Source organism: Bacillus pumilus (assembly GCF_024498355.1).
GTDB classification, from domain to species: Bacteria; Bacillota; Bacilli; order Bacillales; family Bacillaceae; genus Bacillus; species Bacillus pumilus_P.
Map to the genome: position 1 here is coordinate 2,411,682 of NZ_CP101833.1, position 17,380 is coordinate 2,429,061.

Below are 17,380 nucleotides of genomic sequence, written 5' to 3' on the forward strand. Positions count from 1 at the left end.
ACGCCTCGTCATTCTGCTGATGACGAGGCGTTTTGTTCTTCTTCAAGGCGTCTAGCCTGCTCAATCTCGTGAATCTTCATGACGGTCGGCTCTGAATTTTTCATTTGCCAATACGCTCTTAATAGCTGCTGACAGCTTTCCATCTCATCCTGCCCGCCTGCTTCATAGGCTTTCACCGTATCAAACAGACCTTGCGGATAAGCAAGGTAGCTTAAGAACAAATGAAGCTCTTCCTCCCGAAGAGGATTTCCTTTTTGATACGTATAAAACAAGGAAGTGCATTCAGGACAAGACGTAGGATAGGTTTTGAATGTCCGAAAGTAAAAGGTCAGAAGGTCATAAATGGGGGCGGCCTTTTTGGACCGCTCAAAGTTGGTGAAATGTCCTGTTCCTACATCATTATACAAAAAGTGATGGATCGATAATTGTCCATGATTTAACACAACACGTGTTGTCTCTTGATCTTTCATTTCCTCGTGCCAATCCTCTAATCGTTCAAGCGCAAATTCACTGGCAGACATAGCTTCTGAAAAATACATAGCAGCGGCCAGCTCAAATGGCGACATATACCAAGTTTGCTCTGCCCGCTCTATGAATCGTTCATACATGTCTTTCTCTGTTTCCCATTTGGCCTTGATTTGTGTGTAGTGAGCTTCAATTTCTTGCTCTGTGATGTCCATCATCACTTCAGTTCGTTTATGAAGTCTTGCAATCTCTTGAAATAAATATTCATGTTTATCGTCCTGCTCTTCTCTCTTTTCATTCGTCAGCCATGGCATGAGATAATATGCGTACTGGCTTTCCCGATGACTTGAGAAAAAGGAACCGCTCTTCGTCCGATAAATCGGCACAAAGGAGCGATATCCTTTTGATTCTAATTCAAGCATTTGCTCTGTAAACTGCATTTGTCGATTTGCTTTTACTCGCTTTAGTGCAAATACACCCTGCTTTGTATACACCTTGACGACAGCAGGACTGACAGGTTCAATGTATTCAGCCTCAAGCCCGTATTCGTATAGGACAGATTGAATTTCATCCACGTTCACTCACCACATTTTCTCGGTCGGTCATCGCTTGCTATGCATTGCTTTTTTGATATTCAGGAATATATAGAACCTGCCCTTCTTCAAGCTCCGCATCGACCGATAATGAGTTCGTTCGAAGGAGCTGCTGCACATTCAACTGATATCGCTCACAAATGCGATCGACCGTATCTTCTTGCTGTACTATACAAATTTTCATGCGAGAAAAATCTTCCTCCTCCTGCTTAGCGAACAGCTTCGTTAAATAAAGAGAATTCTCACTGCCAGACGTTTCTCTCACTTCATTTTCAGGCTCCTCCGCTTCTTGGGCAGACTCATACACCTTTGGTTCTTCCCGTTCATATAATCGCTCTATTTGGTAAGTGTCATCCCGCTCCTCCTGCACCGGTTCCATATGATAAGCAGGTGGTTCAAATGCCGGATAAGCTGGAATCGTTTCTTCTTGCTCTTCAGCTGCTTCAGGGTCTTTTCTCACTTCCACCTCAAAGAACGTCTCATCTCGCTCCTCTTCTTCTAATAGCTTAGGCGGTTCAAAAAATGGCGGCTCTAGCACCTGAGCTTCGGGGAAGGAGCGATAACCAAGTGTCACTGCTTCTGCTTGGTCCTCCGGTTCTTCCGGTTCTTCCCGTTCTTCCAATTCTTCCGTCTCTTCCTCTTCTTCCATACTCAACTGCTCTATTTCAATTTCTTCCTCTTCTTCATGATCTTCTTGTTCGGTACGTACGTCTTCAATTTGTAATGCAGCCTGTTCCTCATAGTCCTGACGTTCATCGCTTTGCAGCTCTTCTTGTTCCTCATGTTCCGGCTGCGCCTGATATTCATAGGTCACATCACCATATTCCTCTTCAGTACGATAGACAAATTCATAAGGCTCCTCTACAGGCACTCGAGGCGTTTCTTCATCTAACAGACCTTCAATCGCTAGATCAGCCTGAATGGTGAGCAAACGGCTTTCTGTCAGCTGGTAATCAAACGCATCAATAAACACAAACACATCATTTAAATGACTGATTTTGTTCTTAGGGATGGTGATATCAACTGGAAATTGATGCAGAAGCTCGGCTGTTCCGTCCTCTCTTACCTTCACCTCATCAGCTTGCCTGTATGATGCATAGGAACTGGATTCACCCAATTGCTCCTCTTGATTTATGTTGTATTCTCCTGTTAGCTCGAGTGAACCTCTAATGGAAACATAATCATTCACTTCTTGAACGAGAATGTCAGGATCGAGAGAAATTGACAGCAGCTCACTGACTTCCTGTCCGTTTTTGAAATAAATGGATTCTTCTACCGAAAACTGTAATCGATTGTTTTGAGACAAGTCGGTGTCCTCCTTTCATCTAATCCTTCAAAATAAAATTAGATGTCAATACAGGTGTATGTGGGAGGCGGTGAAAATATGATTGGTTTTATGCAAAGCAAAAAGCCGATATGTCTCCATATCGGCTCTTGTTTATCGACGTAGTTTTTGAAAAACCTTTTCCACTGTCTCAATCGTATATTCGATGTCTTGATCAGTATGAGCAGTTGATAGGAACAGCCCTTCGAATTGAGAAGGTGGAAGGAAGATGCCGTGGTCAGCCATTTCCTTGTAGAATTCAGCGAATAAAGCGAGATCAGCTGTTTTCGCTGTATCATAATTTACGACTTGTTCGTTCGTAAAGAAGAATCCGATCATGGAACCTGCACGGTTAAATGTTAATGGAATCCCATGTGCTTTCGCCGCTTTCGAAATTCCTTCTTCCAAACGATCTCCTTTGCGTCTAAACTCTTCATAAGACTCAGGTGTCAGCTGTTTTAATGTTTCAAGGCCTGCTGTCATCGCAAGCGGGTTACCAGATAACGTTCCTGCTTGATAAATCGGACCGCTTGGCGCAATTTGTCTCATAATGTCCGCTCTTCCGCCATAAGCGCCGACCGGGAGACCGCCTCCGATTACTTTGCCAAGGCATGTAAGGTCAGGCGTAATGCCAAAATAGCCTTGCGCGCAGTGATAATCCACACGGAAGCCTGTCATGACCTCATCAAAAATGAGTAAAGAGCCATATTGCTCCGTGATGTCTCTCAATCCTTGCAAGAAACCTTCTTGCGGAGGGACAACGCCCATATTTCCTGCAACTGGTTCTACAATGACACCTGCAATGTCGTCTCCAAATTCTTGAAAAGCGACTTTGATGCTTTCTAAATCATTGTATGGAACGGTGATCGTATTGCTTGCCGTACCTTCAGGGACACCAGGGCTATCTGGAAGTCCAAGCGTTGCCACACCCGAACCAGCTTTAATGAGCAAAGAATCACCGTGGCCATGATAGCAGCCTTCAAATTTCACAATTTTATTTCTGCCTGTAAAGCCGCGTGCTAGACGAAGTGCACTCATTGTCGCTTCTGTTCCAGAGCTGACCATCCGAATAACCTCAATGGAAGGAACTCGTTCTGATACAAGCTTAGCTAACTCATTTTCAACTAAAGTAGAAGCACCGAAGCTTGTACCTTGTTCAGCTACTCGCTGAATGCTTTCAACCACACGGTCATTCGTATGTCCTAAAATGAGCGGTCCCCATGATAAGACATAATCAATGTATTCATTTCCATCAATATCGTATATCTTTGCGCCTTTACCTCGCTCCATAAAAATCGGGTCTGTGTTGACGGATTTAAATGCACGTACGGGGCTGTTGACACCACCAGGCATTAAATGCTGCGCTTCTTCAAATGCTTGCTTAGATTTTTCATAGCTACGTCCCATTTCAACGTCCTCCTGTCTATCCGTTCTTTATTCTGAGAGCCATTTTGCAGCATCTTTTGCATGATACGTAATGATTAACTCTGCTCCTGCACGTTTCATGCTTGTCAGCATTTCAAGTACAAGCTCTTTTTCAGAAATCCAGCCATTTTGAGCTGCGGCTTTAACCATTGCATACTCTCCGCTCACATTGTAAGCGACAACAGGGAGTGTACATTCATTTTTCACATCACGCATAATATCTAAATAAGAAAGAGATGGTTTGACAATCAGGAAGTCAGCCCCCTCTTCGACGTCAGATTGCGCTTCTCTCAGTGCCTCTAAACGGTTTGCAGGGTCCATTTGATACGTTTTACGATCTCCAAACTGCGGTGTACTATGCGCTGCATCACGAAACGGACCGTAAAAAGCACTTGCGTATTTCACGGCATATGACATCACAGGCACATGAATAAAGCCAGCTTCATCAAGTGCCTCACGGATTGCGATAACAAAGCCATCCATCATGTTTGAAGGAGCGATGATATCTGCACCTGCACGCGCTTGGCTAACAGCTGTTTTTGCTAAAAGCTGAAGAGATTCATCATTTAAAATTTCGCCATCTTCAACGATTCCACAATGTCCATGATCTGTATATTGGCATAAGCAAGTATCTGCAATGACAACAAGCTCAGGGAAATGCTTTTTGATCTCAAGCGTTGCTCTTTGAACAATGCCATGATCGTGATACGCCTCACTACCCACATGATCTTTATGATCTGGTACACCAAATACAATGATGGATTGAATGCCAAGATCCACAAGCTCTTGCACTTCTTCTTTCACAAGATCCACCGAAATGTGATATACCCCCGGCATTGAAGGCACTTCTTTCCGGACATTTTCTCCCTCAACAAAAAAGATCGGATAAATGAAATCAGATGGTCTTAAAAAAGTTTCTCTGACTAATTCTCTCATTCCTGCGCTTGTACGCAATCTGCGGTGTCTATTAAATTTCATCATTGGTTCAACTTCCTTTCAGATAGATGGCACATCAAATCAAGCATCCCGTCTATCGTATAAATATCTGGGGTTTCTGATGAAATCCCGTATTGAAGCAGTGCCTCTTTTGTAAGAGGACCTATCGTCACAAAACAAGTGTCAGATGCAGCTAACTTCACTACATCTGCCTCCATGGCATGCATAAATGAATGAACAGTGGATGAGCTCGTAAATGTTATAAAATCAAATGATTGCTCCATCATTGCCGATTTGAGGGCGGCAATTCCCTCCTCATCCTTGACTGTTTCATATAAAATCCATTCCTTTACTTCTATGCCAAGCGGAACGAGGGTTTGCTTCACCACATCTCGTGACAGGTGGCCTTTTGCTACAAATACACGCTCTCCCGGGAGCACATGGTCAAGTAAGGCATCTGCCAGCTCTTCCGCTATAAATCGTTCTGGGACCACATCAACCTTGAAGCCATGCTGCTCAAGATAGGCAGATGTTTTCTCACCTACAGCAGCTACTTTCAAGTGGGATAAGCTCTTATGTAAATGATGCTCCTCTATATAACTAAGAAAAAAAGACGCACCATTTACACTCGTGAAAACAAGCCAATGGCTTGCTTCTAAGTCTTTTAAAAATGCCTTCGCTTTTTCTTGTGTGAGCGTAGGCTCAAACCTGATAAGAGAGGTTAAAACTGCATGACCGTTCAGTGCTTCAATTTTCTGCTGAAACACACCCGCTTGACGTTCATTTCGAGTGACAAGCACCGTCTGTCCGTAAAGCGATTTGGCTATCGTCATTGGGAAGACAGATCCTTTTTCACCTTGTCGATCAAATCCTTTGCTCCCTTATCAGCCATCTGCTTCGCGCACGCTGTACCAATTGCCTCAGGGTCAGTGCCTGTTACGGTTTCTTGAATAATCATGTGCCCGTCAGCAGATGCCACAAGACCCGTCAGTTCAATTTCATCATGCTCATTCATCGTTGCATAGCCAGCGATCGGCACCTGACAGCTTCCATCCATTTGTTTGAGGAAGGCTCTTTCAGCGAGGACCGTTTTCTTCGTATATTCATTCGTAAATTGAGCAAGGAGCTGCAATAGCTCTTCATCATCTCCGCGGCATTCGATCGAGAGCGCGCCTTGTCCAACGGCAGGCAGGCAAGTATCAGGAGATAAAAATTCCGACACGACCTCTTTGCTCCATCCCATTCTGGACAGGCCGGCAGCAGCTAGAATAATGGCATCATATTCTTCATTTTTCAGTTTCTCAAGTCTTGTGTCAATGTTTCCTCGAATCCATTTAATCTCAAGATCTGGTCTCTCCTGAAGAAGCTGGGCACTGCGCCGTAAGCTGCTCGTTCCCACAATGGCTCCCTTTGGCAGTTCATGAAGGCGGAGATGATCCTTTGAAATCAGTGCATCCCGCACATCCTCACGCTCAGGAATACAGCCGATGACTAAACCTTCCGGAAGAGAAGCCGGCATATCTTTCATGCTGTGCACCGCCATGTCAATGTCATGGTTCAGCATCGCCTGTTCAATCTCTTTGACAAATAGCCCTTTTCCGCCAACCTTTGATAAGGTCACATCTAAAATTTGATCACCCTTGGTTACAATTTCTTTAATTTCAAAAGAATAAGAAGGGTTTAGCTCAGACAGCTTTTGAATGACCCATTTTGTTTGTGTAATCGCAAGTTTGCTTCGTCTAGAACCTACTTTAATTGTACGCATTACGTCTTCCTCCCGACAATGCCCTTAAGACTCATCATTATTGAAACCAATGAAAGGTTGATAAGCTACCAAGCAGAAAATAATTGATCATCAGCACAAAAAATGAAGCGACATTCCAACGTGCCACGATTTTGCCCTGCATATTTCTCACCAATCTGATATATAAGTAAAAGCCGTATAAAAACAGCATAATAAACGAACCAAGCACCTTTGCATCTGTCCAGTACAACGTATCATACGAAATATATGCCCAAATAATGCCGAGAATTAAACTAAGCAAAAGCATTGGCACACCAATAATATTTAAGACATACGCCATATGATCAAGCTTGGATAAGTCTTCAATTCTCAAAAGCCATTTTCCCCATTTTTTCTTTTTCAGCAAACGATATTGAAAGAGATAGAGAAGCGAAAAAGCAAATGAAAGAGAAAAGGCACCGTATGATAAAATGGCCATCGTAATATGAATCACGAGCAGTTCACTCGTCAGCTTCCCCGCCAGTTCCGCCGAATGGAGATCAGATGGTGTAAAGGTGTGAATCGCCATCATGGAAAAACCAATTACATTTGTAAAAAAGACAATAAACTCAACGCGCAATACTTTTGTGAGAACGAGTGAAAGTGTCACAAGCACCCACGTATAAAAATATAACCCCTCTGCTACATTCAACACAGGGAATCGGTCTGTTTCCATCATAATATAGAACATGTAGACTGTTTGCAGCAGCCAGACAATAGAAAGCAACCAGAAAGCCATTTTTCCAGCCTTCCGGTTGTGTTGAAGAAAATCTATGAAATAGAACAAGACACTGAGTGCATAGATCAAGATCGTCGCTTCGTTGAGTCTCGCTACAATGGGTTCCATCATCGCTTAATCACTCACTGGCAACTGTAGCAAAGCCTTGTGCCATATTTGGTTTGAACAGCTGAAATGACCCTTGCTCTACCTGTACAGGCTCTTCCTTTTGCTCTTCATCTTCAACCTGTAAATCAAAGATTTCTTTAAAGAGTAAAAGTTTTTCTTCTGCATTCGGCTCCCCGGCAATTTCTTTTGCCTTTAAAATAGGATCTTTCAGCATTTGATTGATGATGCTTTTCGTATGTTTATTTAACAGCTTCATTTCACGGTGTGTGAGGTTTGGAAGCTTTCGTTCAATGCTTTGCATCGTATCCGCTTGAATCGTGAGCGCCTTTTCTCTTAGAGCAGAAATGACAGGAACAACACCAAGCGTATTAAGCCATTGCTTAAATTCCACAATTTCAGCTTCAATGAGGAGTTCCACCTCTTCAGCCACTGCACGGCGCTCTTTTAGGTTGGCTGCCACAATGCCCTCAAGGTCATCAATGTCATACAAAAAAGCACCTTCTACTTCAGAAATGGCTGGATCTAAATCACGCGGTACTGCAATATCCACCATGAATAGAGGTCTGCCTTTCCGCTTTTTATTCGCACCTTCGACCATTTCTTTTGTAATCACAAATTGTTTAGCACCAGTCGAGCTAATCACAATGTCCGCTTCAGATAATGCTTTTTCTAATTGGTTTAAGCTTTTAGGCTCTCCTGAAAAACGTCCGGCCAATTCTTTTGCCTTCTCATACGTTCGATTAATGACCGTCACCTGACCAATTCCTTGGCCTTGAAGGTTTTGTGCTGCAAGCTCGCCCATTTTACCCGCACCAAGAATAAGGACATGCTTATCAGAAAGACGTCCAAAGATTTTTTTGGCAAGCTCGACAGCTGCATAGCTGACAGACACAGCATTAGACGCAATATCTGTTTCCGCATGAGAGCGTTTTGCAACGGTGACCGCCTGCTTAAATAAATAATTGAAAACGGTACCAATCGTCTTCTCCTCTTGAGCTGTTTTAAAGCTGGAGCGCACTTGACCGAGTATTTGTGTTTCACCAATCACCATGGAATCAAGTCCACAGGCCACACGGAATAAATGCTCAACCGCTCCATCGTTTTCATAAAACTTCAAATATGGAGAGACATCCTCTTTTTCTAAACCGAACCAATCTGCTAAAAATCTTTTTATATAAAACCGACCAGTATGAAGCTGATCTACAACTGCGTAGATCTCTGTTCGATTACATGTTGAGATGACGATATTCTCTAGAATGCTTTTTTCTTCTTTAAGCTTGGACATCGCTGCTCCGAGCTCGCTCGGTTCAAAGCTCAGCTGTTCCCGTATCTCAACAGGGGCTGTTTTATAATCTAAACCCACAACAAGAATATGCATAACTTCAGCTTGCACCCCCAACGCCCTGTCTAATTTATAATAATTATAATATAGAATTTATTATTTATAATGATTATAACATATATTCATTTTTAACTGGATAAAAATTGTGAACAGATTTCAAAAATGTTGTGATATAGTAGAAAAATGTTCGACATCGATTATGCCATATCATCACTTCAAGCAATTTACCAGATTTGGCGCGTGCGGACAAATGATCTGCTTAAAAGAAGGTGACATCTTTGAAGAAGAAATCCATTTTGCTGCCGCTCACTTTGCTGGCTGTAGCGCTATATGCCATTCTCTCAGGAGGTCAATTTGACATTTGGAAGGATCAGGAGAAATGGTATACACTTGTACTGCTTTTTGGCCTTGCTTTCTTATATCAAGGAAAGAAGGAGCAGGAAACCTCTCATGTGTTTATCGGTATGCTCATGACAGGCCTTGCGCTACACTTTATCCTTCAGCCGAAATTGGACCATTGGCCAGACACATTTACGATGATTGTGTTCATCGTCGGCCTTGCGCTTTTGATGAAATCATCTCAGAAAAAGGAATACCGTATAGAAAGTGCTGCTTTAATTGCACTCGGTCTGTTTCTTTATTTCTTTCAGCAAATTACAAAACAGCTTAGCTCACTCTCTATCCCTACTTCCGGCTTTGAATTGTACTGGCCCTATGTACTGATTGCTGTCAGTCTCCTCTTATTATTTTTAAAAAGGAAATAACTTATACAATAAAAAGGCATCTGCTATGTGCAGATGCCTTTCTTCTAGCTGTTAATCTTTGCAAGAATCGCATTCCAGGCTTCATCTTTTCCCTTTTTGGTTTCAGAAGAGAATAAGATTAATTCATCTGATGGGTCAATGTCGAGCGTCTGTTTGACGACTTTCGCATGTTTTTCCCATTTGCCTTTTGGAATTTTATCCGCCTTTGTCGCAATGATGATCACAGGAACTCCATAATATTTAAGGAATTCATACATGTTCACATCTTCTACTGATGGCTTATGGCGCAGATCCACTATTTGTACAACTGCTTTTAATTCTTCACGCATCGTAATATACGTTTCGATCATTCTGCCCCAAGCTTCACGCTCTGTTTTTGATACTTTGGCAAAGCCGTAGCCCGGAACATCCACAAAATGGAGCATATCATTAATAATGTAGAAATTAAGCGTCTGGGTCTTTCCTGGTTTAGAAGACGTACGTGCTAAATTTTTACGATTGATTAATGAGTTAATGAACGAGGACTTCCCAACATTTGATCGTCCAGCAAGAGCGATTTCAGGCAGTCCCCCGCTCGGGTACTGCTCTGGTTTCACCGCACTAATGACGATATCTGATTTTGTTACTTTCATCTTCCCTCTCCTACTAACGCTTTCTCAAGCACCTCATCTAAATGCGAGACTGGGATAAAGGTTAGTCCTTGTCTCACACTTTCAGGAATATCATCAATATCCTTCTCGTTTTCCTTCGGAAGAATAATGGTTTTCAGCCCTGCGCGATGTGCGCCTAATGCTTTTTCTTTTAATCCGCCAATCGGAAGCACTCTTCCTCTTAACGTAATCTCTCCTGTCATACCAACCTCTTTTGACACAGGACGTCCTGTGAGTGCTGATACAAGAGCCGTCGCAATGGTAATACCAGCTGATGGCCCGTCCTTTGGAACCGCACCCTCTGGAACATGGATATGAATATCATGCTTTTCATTAAAATGAGGATCAATGTTCAGTTCATCTGCTTTCGAACGAATATAACTGAATGCCGCCTGCGCAGATTCTCTCATGACATCACCAAGCTTACCTGTTAACAAAAGCTTGCCTTTACCCGGCGAGAGTGATACCTCAATGGATAAGGTGTCTCCACCAACTGTAGTATACGCAAGTCCTGTGACAACGCCCACTTGATCTGTCGTTTCAGCCTGACCATAACGGTAAAGCCTTTTTCCGAGATATTCAGATAAGTTCTTTTCCGTCACCGTGATGCGTTTGCGGTCTTCAGCCACAATCGCTCTTGCCGCTTTACGGCATATCGCCGCAAGCTGACGCTCTAATCCGCGAACTCCTGCTTCTCTAGTGTAATAGCGAATCATATCGTAAATCGCTGCTTCACGAAGCTGTAAGTTCCCTTTTTTTAATCCGTGCTCCTTTAGCTGCTTCGGCAGAAGGTGATCTTTCACAATTTCTGCTTTTTCAACCTCAGTATACCCTGCAATCGTGATAATCTCCATTCTATCACGAAGTGGACCTGGAATGGTTGCTAAATTGTTGGCAGTGGCGATAAATAACACTTGAGACAAATCAAATGTCTCTTCAATATAGTGATCGCTAAAGTTATGATTTTGCTCTGGATCTAACACTTCAAGCATAGCAGATGACGGGTCCCCTCTAAAATCAGAGGACATCTTATCAATTTCATCTAAAAGGAACACGGGATTCATGGTGCCTGCCTTACTCATACCACGGATGATACGGCCCGGCATCGCACCTACATATGTTCTTCTATGTCCACGAATCTCAGATTCATCACGTACACCGCCAAGAGAGATCCGGATAAACTTTCGATCAAGTGACTTTGCAATGGATTTTGCAAGTGACGTTTTCCCTACTCCAGGAGGTCCTGCCAAGCAAAGAATCGGTCCTTTTAATGAATTTGTCAGCTTCTGTACAGCAAGATATTCAAGCACACGTTCTTTCACTTTTTCCAGCCCATGGTGCTCATCATCTAAAATTTGGCTTGCAAGCTTTAAGTCTAGACGATCTTCTGTATAGATGCCCCACGGAAGATTGATCAGCCAATCAATATAATTTCGAATCACAGAGCTCTCAGCAGAGCTTGAAGGGATTTTTTCATAACGATTCAGTTCTTTTAACGCAGTCTCACGAACAGAATCCGGCATGCCGGATTCTTCGATTTTAGACATTAATGTACTGACTTCACCTGTTTTTCCTTCTTTGTCTCCAAGCTCTTTTTGAATGGCTTTCATTTGTTCACGCAAATAATATTCTTTTTGCGTTCGTTCCATTGAACGTTTGACACGCTGTCCGATTTTCTTTTCAATCTCCAGTACTTCTTTTTCATTGTGGATCAGGCTGATCACCCGGTTCAGCCGTTTTTTGACATCTACTGTTTCCAGTACTTCTTGCTTGTCTTTTAATTTGAGCGGCAGGTGAGAAGCGACGATATCTGCCATTCTTCCCGGCTCCTCGATATCCGTCACCGTTGCGTATGTTTCAGCTGAGATTTTTTTTGAAATTTTTATGTACTGATCAAAGTGATCTAACAAAGTGCGCATGAGTGCTTCTGCTTCTGCGTCTTTTAATTCTTCTTCTGCCAATTCTTTAATATCGACTGACGTATAGTCCTCTAGCTCCACATATGATTCGATCTGTGCTCGATTTAAGCCTTCAACGAGTACACGAATCGTTCCATTTGGCAGCTTCAGCATTTGTTTAATTTTTGTGTAGGTGCCGACTTTGAAAATTTCTTCTTCACCTGGTTCGTCTATTGAAATTTCCCGCTGCGTTGCTAGAAAAATCATATGATCGTTCATCATTGCCTGTTCTAATGCTTGAACAGACTTCTCGCGTCCAACGTCCAAATGCAAGACCATTGTTGGATAAACAAGCAAACCTCGCAATGGAAGGAGCGGAACATTCTTTTTGATTTCATCTGCCATGTTGATTGACACCTCCGTCACTAGTATGAATCATTATAATATACCTGTTTCAGTCTTGTACAATGTAAAAGACCTGAGAAATGATGATCTTATCGTAGTATACCCTTTCTTTTTATCTTGAAAAAGAAAAAAAGATCTATTTCATTAAAAAATCCCCATATGTGATGGGGATTAAACAGATTTTCTTTTCATTTCTTCTTCTAGTCCATCTTTCTTCTCGTCTGGCGGGTTGACCAGACACTGATCCAGCACCTCTTGGAAGTGCTTCACAGGCACAATGGTGACCCCTTCAATCTCTTTTAAGATCGACTGCTGGTTATCATAAGGGATAATCACTGTTCTGGCACCAGCTTGTTTGGCTGCCTTAATTTTCGGTATCACTCCACCGATCGGCTTCACCTGACCTTGCAATCCAATTTCACCCGTCATGGCGGTTAGATGATCGATCGGGATTTGATGAATGGCTGAGAAAATCGCGGTGGCCATCGCAATCCCAGCAGACGGCCCATCGATAGGGGCACCGCCTGGAAAATTAATATGGATATCATATTCATTTGTGCGTATGCCTAAGTTTCTAAGTACTGTTAATACATTTTCAACCGAGCCTTTGGCCATACTTTTTCGTCTGATGGATTTAGACTGGTTGCCAATGCTTTCCTCTTCTGCAATACCTGTAATGTTGATACTGCCTTTTTCCAGCGCCTTACATATATTCACTTCAATCTCAAGCAGGGCGCCGCTATTTGGTCCATAAACGGCAAGGCCATTTACTACCCCCACTTTTGGCTTTTCCGGTACTTTTTGTTCATACCTTGGCGTCAGCTGGCTTGAATGAATGACCCATTCTACATCAGCTATCGTGATGTCTTTTCGGTTTTCAGTGATAGCCATACCAGCCGCTATCTGCACCATATTGACCGCTTCACGTCCATTTTTCACATAGGAGGTTAACAGGCTTAGCCCTTCTTCACTTAATTCCTTTTGAATTTTTTGGACAGCCTTGGCAGCGACGATTTTCAGCTCATGCTGATCAAGGTCTTTAAAGAATATTTCCAAACATCTTGATCTAATCGCTGGTGGAATTTCGTCCGGCGTTCTTGTGGTGGCACCAATCAATCTAAAATCAGCCGGCAGCCCATTTTGAAAAATATCATGAATGTGATTTGGGATTTGGGTATTTTCTTCACTGTAGTAGGCACTGTCTAAAAACACTTTCCGATCCTCAAGCACTTTCAGCATTTTATTCATTTGGATTGGATGCAGTTCTCCAATCTCATCTATAAACAGAACCCCGCCATGAGCATGCGTGACTGCTCCTTGTTTCGGCTGCGGAATGCCTGCTTGTCCCATTGCCCCTGCCCCTTGGTAAATCGGGTCATGCACGGAGCCAATTAAGGGGTCTGCAATGCCTCGTTCATCGAATCTCGCTGTTGTGGCATCAAGCTCTACAAACACCGCATCTTTCTTAAACGGAGAATCAGCATGACGCTTCGCTTCTTCCATGACTAGACGGGCAGCGGCTGTTTTTCCAACACCCGGCGGTCCGTAGACGATGACATGCTGAGGGTTAGGTCCGCATAGTGCCGCTTTTAGTGCACGAATGCCGTCTTCCTGCCCTACAATATCTTGAAAACCCTTTGGCCGGACTCTCTCTGATAAAGGTTCACTCAATTTGATCGATCGCATCTTTCTGAGTGCTTCCATTTCTTTCTTTGATTCTTTGTCTATCGTCACCTTTTGTGTGCGCTGATTTCTCAGTAAGTTCCAAAAGTACAGCCCGATGACGATACCAAAGAACAGCTGTATGAATAGTACGATTCCTGTCCAGCTCAATCGGTGCTCCCTCCTTCATCTATCGTATGTATGGTTTCTGTCTGCTAGTATTTCCTAGAGCTGGACGGAATAAACACGTCTTCCACGATAAATAAAAAACTCCTGAATCAAAAAGATTCAGGAGTGATCACTTCTCTTATGCAGATGTTTTTGTATCTTTATTAACGACTGTGCCGTCCTTTAACACAAGACGCGGCGGTTCAGCATCGGCAACCGTTTCACCAGTGATGACACATTTTTCAATATCATCACGAGATGGAAGGTCAAACATCACATCAAGCATGATGCCTTCAATGATGGAACGAAGACCACGAGCTCCTGTTTTACGCTCAATTGCTTTTTTCGCAATCTCGCTGAGAGCATCTTCTTCAAACTCAAGCTCCACATCGTCTAGCTCAAGCATTTTTGTATACTGCTTGACTAGCGCATTTTTAGGCTTTGTCAAGATTTCTACAAGTGCTTTTTCATCTAACGGCTCGAGACTTGCAATAACCGGCAGACGACCGATGAATTCTGGAATTAAACCGAAGCGAAGCAAGTCTTCCGGCAGTACTTTTGATAGAAGGACTTCTTTTTCAAGGTCTTCGATTTTATTATCCGCACCGAATCCAATGACTTTTTGACCTAGGCGGCGTTTGATGATTTGCTCAATGCCGTCAAAGGCTCCACCACAAATGAAGAGGATATTTGTCGTATCAATTTGAATGAATTCTTGATGAGGGTGCTTACGTCCACCTTGAGGCGGTACGCTAGCAACTGTTCCTTCAAGAATTTTCAAAAGGGCTTGCTGTACACCTTCCCCAGATACATCACGAGTGATAGAAGGGTTTTCTGATTTTCTTGCTACTTTATCGATCTCATCGATGTAGATAATGCCTTTTTCCGCTTTTTCTACATCATAATCCGCTGCTTGGATCAGCTTTAGTAAAATATTCTCTACGTCTTCACCAACATAACCTGCTTCAGTTAATGATGTTGCATCTGCAATCGCAAATGGAACATTTAAAATACGAGCAAGCGTTTGAGCAAGTAATGTTTTACCGCTTCCTGTTGGTCCAATCATAGAAATATTACTTTTCGAAAGCTCAACATCATCAATCTTGCTGTTGGAATTGATCCGTTTATAGTGGTTATAGACCGCTACAGCTAAGGATTTCTTCGCATTCTCTTGTCCGATGACATATTCATCAAGAATCTCCCGAATTTCATGAGGCTTCGGAACATCCTTGAATTCAACTTCTTCCTCAGTGCCGAGCTCTTCTTCAACTATTTCCGTGCAAAGCTCGATACATTCATCACATATATATACGCCAGGTCCTGCGACCAGTTTACGCACTTGATCTTGCGTTTTTCCGCAAAACGAGCATTTTAATTGACCTTTTTCCTCGTTGAATTTAAACATTCTTTCACCCCTTATTCTTCTTCACTTGCCTGTAGCTAGCAGTCAGCTACCTTTCTGGGTCCAGTATGTATGCATTTTACCATACTTTCCTAAAAGACGGTAATGATGTGTTTCTAACACTGCATATTGAGATATGTATGACAGAAAGATGCGACTTACACTATCGTTTCCAAAAGAAGCGATGATAAGTCAAAAATTGTACAAAACAAGGCACGAGTCACTCGCGCCCTGTTTTATTATTATGCACCATATTAACGGTTTTCTACAAGAAAATCAATTGCTTTGCGAACTTTTAGATCTTCTTTCATTGCGTCAGTAGATCCAATCGCTTGTTTGATATTTTCAACTGGCATGTTGTATGCTTCAGCCATTTTTGAAAGTTCTTCTTCCACTTCTTCGTCAGACACTTGTAAGTCTTCTGCAGCAGCAATTGCTTCAAGTGTTAGGTTAGATTTCACGCGTTTAGCAGCATCTTCTTTCATTTGCTCTTTCAGCGCATCTTCATCTTGACCAGAGAATTGGAAGTAAAGCTCAAGGTTCATCCCTTGCATTTGAAGACGTTGTTCGAATTCTTTCATCATGCGGTCTAGCTCTGTGTCAACCATCGCTTGTGGGACGTCAACTTCCGCATTTTCAGAAGCTTTCGCTACTAGCTCTTCACGAAGTTTTCCTTCTGCTTCGTTTTCTTTTGCTTCTTCAAGACGCTTCTTCGTTTTTTCAGTTAATTCAGCAAGAGTTTCTACTTCTTCATCAACATCTTTAGCAAACTCATCGTCAAGTGCTGGAAGTTCTTTTGCTTTGATTTCATGAATTTTCACTTTGAATACAGCTGGTTTACCTGCAAGGTCTTCAGCATGGTATTCTTCTGGGAATGTCACTTCTACGTCTTTTTCAGCGCCAGCTTCAAGACCAACTAATTGCTCTTCGAAACCAGGGATGAATGAACCAGAACCTATTTCAAGAGAGTAGTTCTCAGCTTTTCCGCCTTCGAATGCTTCTCCATCAACGAATCCTTCGAAATCAAGAACAACTGTATCGCCGTTTTCGATTGTGCCTTCTTCTTTGACAACAAGCTCAGCTTGACGATTTTGAAGTGCTTTTAGCTCTTCTTGTACATCTTCATCAGTGACAGTTGTATCGTCTTTTTCTACGTTAAGACCTTTGTAGTCACCAAGTTTCACTTCAGGCTTCACTGTTACTTTTGCAGTGAAGATTAAGCTTTCGCCTTTTTCGATTTTCTCAACATCGATTTCAGGGCGGTCAACTGGCTCGATACCAGCTTCGTCGATTGCTTTTGGATATTCAACTGGAAGAAGAATATCTAATGCATCTTGATAAAGAGATTCTACACCAAAACGCTGCTCGAAAAGACCACGTGGTACTTTCCCTTTACGGAATCCAGGAATAGATACTTGCTTGACCACTTTCTTAAATGCATCATCAAGTGCTTTGTTAAATGTTTCAGCGTCAACTTCTACAGTTAAGACACCTTCGTTACCTTCTTGTTTTTCCCATTTTACTGACATGTGTGTTTCCCTCCAAAAATCTATTCAGATTGTGCGTTGTTACATTCTAAAGCATCATAAAGACTTCGTCCAATCAAAAACCACGCACTCTGCTAAAGAAGCGGTATTATGTATACAACATTTGACTTGATTATACATATCGTCTTTCAACCGTTGGAATCTTACAACTGCACTATATATGCACAAA

General features: G+C 42.5%; 14 protein-coding genes. 1 reads left to right on the forward strand and 13 read right to left on the reverse strand.

From position 1 onward, the window contains the following. Nucleotides 1–8 precede the first annotated feature (8 nt). The 8 genes from ysxE to hemA all read right to left on the reverse strand — a co-directional run bounded on the left by ysxE (nt 9) and on the right by hemA (nt 8,751). On the reverse strand, nt 9–1,040 hold the full coding sequence (gene ysxE / locus NPA43_RS12320) for a spore coat protein YsxE (RefSeq protein ID WP_099727795.1): 1,032 nt from the start codon (nt 1,038–1,040) through the stop codon (nt 9–11). A 37-nt stretch (nt 1,041–1,077) separates the two neighbouring features. Next, nucleotides 1,078–2,364, reverse strand: coding sequence for a LysM peptidoglycan-binding domain-containing protein (locus tag NPA43_RS12325; RefSeq protein ID WP_256498854.1), 1,287 nt, complete (start codon nt 2,362–2,364; stop codon nt 1,078–1,080). A 132-nt stretch (nt 2,365–2,496) separates the two neighbouring features. Further along, nucleotides 2,497–3,789: a glutamate-1-semialdehyde 2,1-aminomutase gene (gene hemL / locus NPA43_RS12330; RefSeq protein WP_230030520.1), complete on the reverse strand. Its 1,293-nt coding sequence runs from the start codon at nt 3,787–3,789 to the stop codon at nt 2,497–2,499. Nucleotides 3,790–3,816: 27 nt separating this feature from the next. Next, complete coding sequence (gene hemB / locus NPA43_RS12335; RefSeq protein ID WP_099727798.1) at nt 3,817–4,788, reverse strand: porphobilinogen synthase; 972 nt, start codon at nt 4,786–4,788, stop codon at nt 3,817–3,819. Then, nucleotides 4,785–5,576 (reverse strand): uroporphyrinogen-III synthase, encoded by a 792-nt coding sequence (locus NPA43_RS12340; RefSeq protein WP_230030521.1) that lies wholly within the window; start codon nt 5,574–5,576, stop codon nt 4,785–4,787. The genes hemB and NPA43_RS12340 overlap by 4 nt, the downstream gene beginning before the upstream one ends. Next, entirely contained in the window at nt 5,573–6,508 is a 936-nt protein-coding gene (hemC, locus tag NPA43_RS12345; RefSeq protein WP_099727800.1) for a hydroxymethylbilane synthase, read from the reverse strand. Before hemC ends, NPA43_RS12340 begins: the two co-directional genes overlap by 4 nt. A 37-nt stretch (nt 6,509–6,545) precedes the next feature. Beyond that, the gene (locus NPA43_RS12350) at nt 6,546–7,376 is read right to left on the reverse strand and encodes a cytochrome c biogenesis protein (RefSeq protein WP_256498855.1); all 831 of its coding nucleotides are present in this window, start codon (nt 7,374–7,376) and stop codon (nt 6,546–6,548) included. A 7-nt stretch (nt 7,377–7,383) separates the two neighbouring features. Beyond that, the gene (gene hemA, locus NPA43_RS12355; RefSeq protein ID WP_099727802.1) at nt 7,384–8,751 is read right to left on the reverse strand and encodes a glutamyl-tRNA reductase; all 1,368 of its coding nucleotides are present in this window, start codon (nt 8,749–8,751) and stop codon (nt 7,384–7,386) included. A gap of 242 nt (nt 8,752–8,993) precedes the next feature. On the opposite strand from hemA, the gene NPA43_RS12360 reads away from it, so the two are divergent. After that, the gene (locus tag NPA43_RS12360; RefSeq protein ID WP_256498856.1) at nt 8,994–9,479 is read left to right on the forward strand and encodes a hypothetical protein; all 486 of its coding nucleotides are present in this window, start codon (nt 8,994–8,996) and stop codon (nt 9,477–9,479) included. A gap of 44 nt (nt 9,480–9,523) precedes the next feature. Here NPA43_RS12360 and yihA read toward each other — a convergent pair whose 3' ends face one another. The 5 genes from yihA to tig form a co-directional block, all read right to left on the reverse strand. After that, nucleotides 9,524–10,111, reverse strand: a complete 588-nt coding sequence (gene yihA / locus NPA43_RS12365) for a ribosome biogenesis GTP-binding protein YihA/YsxC (protein WP_256498859.1) — start codon at nt 10,109–10,111, stop codon at nt 9,524–9,526. After that, entirely contained in the window at nt 10,108–12,432 is a 2,325-nt protein-coding gene (gene lon / locus NPA43_RS12370; protein WP_099726969.1) for an endopeptidase La, read from the reverse strand. The genes yihA and lon overlap by 4 nt, the downstream gene beginning before the upstream one ends. Nucleotides 12,433–12,603: 171 nt before the next feature. After that, complete coding sequence (gene lonB / locus NPA43_RS12375; RefSeq protein WP_249704996.1) at nt 12,604–14,265, reverse strand: ATP-dependent protease LonB; 1,662 nt, start codon at nt 14,263–14,265, stop codon at nt 12,604–12,606. 136 nt (nt 14,266–14,401) lie between these two features. Next, nucleotides 14,402–15,667 (reverse strand): ATP-dependent protease ATP-binding subunit ClpX, encoded by a 1,266-nt coding sequence (gene clpX, locus NPA43_RS12380; RefSeq protein WP_256498860.1) that lies wholly within the window; start codon nt 15,665–15,667, stop codon nt 14,402–14,404. A 251-nt stretch (nt 15,668–15,918) separates the two neighbouring features. Continuing rightward, nucleotides 15,919–17,193 carry a trigger factor gene (gene tig, locus NPA43_RS12385; protein WP_256498861.1) on the reverse strand — a complete coding sequence of 425 codons (1,275 nt, stop codon included), beginning with the start codon at nt 17,191–17,193 and terminating at the stop codon, nt 15,919–15,921. Between the last annotated feature and the right edge of the window lie 187 nt (nt 17,194–17,380).

Excerpts from the sequence above, each read along its gene's own strand:
- hemL (WP_230030520.1), bottom strand. The coding sequence starts at position 3,789 with ATGGGACGTAGCTATGAAAAATCTAAGCAAGCATTTGAAGAAGCGCAG.
- NPA43_RS12350 (WP_256498855.1), bottom strand. The coding sequence starts at position 7,376 with ATGATGGAACCCATTGTAGCGAGACTCAACGAAGCGACGATCTTGATC.
- NPA43_RS12340 (WP_230030521.1), bottom strand. The coding sequence starts at position 5,576 with ATGACGATAGCCAAATCGCTTTACGGACAGACGGTGCTTGTCACTCGA.
- hemC (WP_099727800.1), bottom strand. The coding sequence starts at position 6,508 with ATGCGTACAATTAAAGTAGGTTCTAGACGAAGCAAACTTGCGATTACA.
- tig (WP_256498861.1), bottom strand. The coding sequence starts at position 17,193 with ATGTCAGTAAAATGGGAAAAACAAGAAGGTAACGAAGGTGTCTTAACT.
- hemB (WP_099727798.1), bottom strand. The coding sequence starts at position 4,788 with ATGATGAAATTTAATAGACACCGCAGATTGCGTACAAGCGCAGGAATG.
- lon (WP_099726969.1), bottom strand. The coding sequence starts at position 12,432 with ATGGCAGATGAAATCAAAAAGAATGTTCCGCTCCTTCCATTGCGAGGT.
- clpX (WP_256498860.1), bottom strand. The coding sequence starts at position 15,667 with ATGTTTAAATTCAACGAGGAAAAAGGTCAATTAAAATGCTCGTTTTGC.
- yihA (WP_256498859.1), bottom strand. The coding sequence starts at position 10,111 with ATGAAAGTAACAAAATCAGATATCGTCATTAGTGCGGTGAAACCAGAG.
- hemA (WP_099727802.1), bottom strand. The coding sequence starts at position 8,751 with ATGCATATTCTTGTTGTGGGTTTAGATTATAAAACAGCCCCTGTTGAG.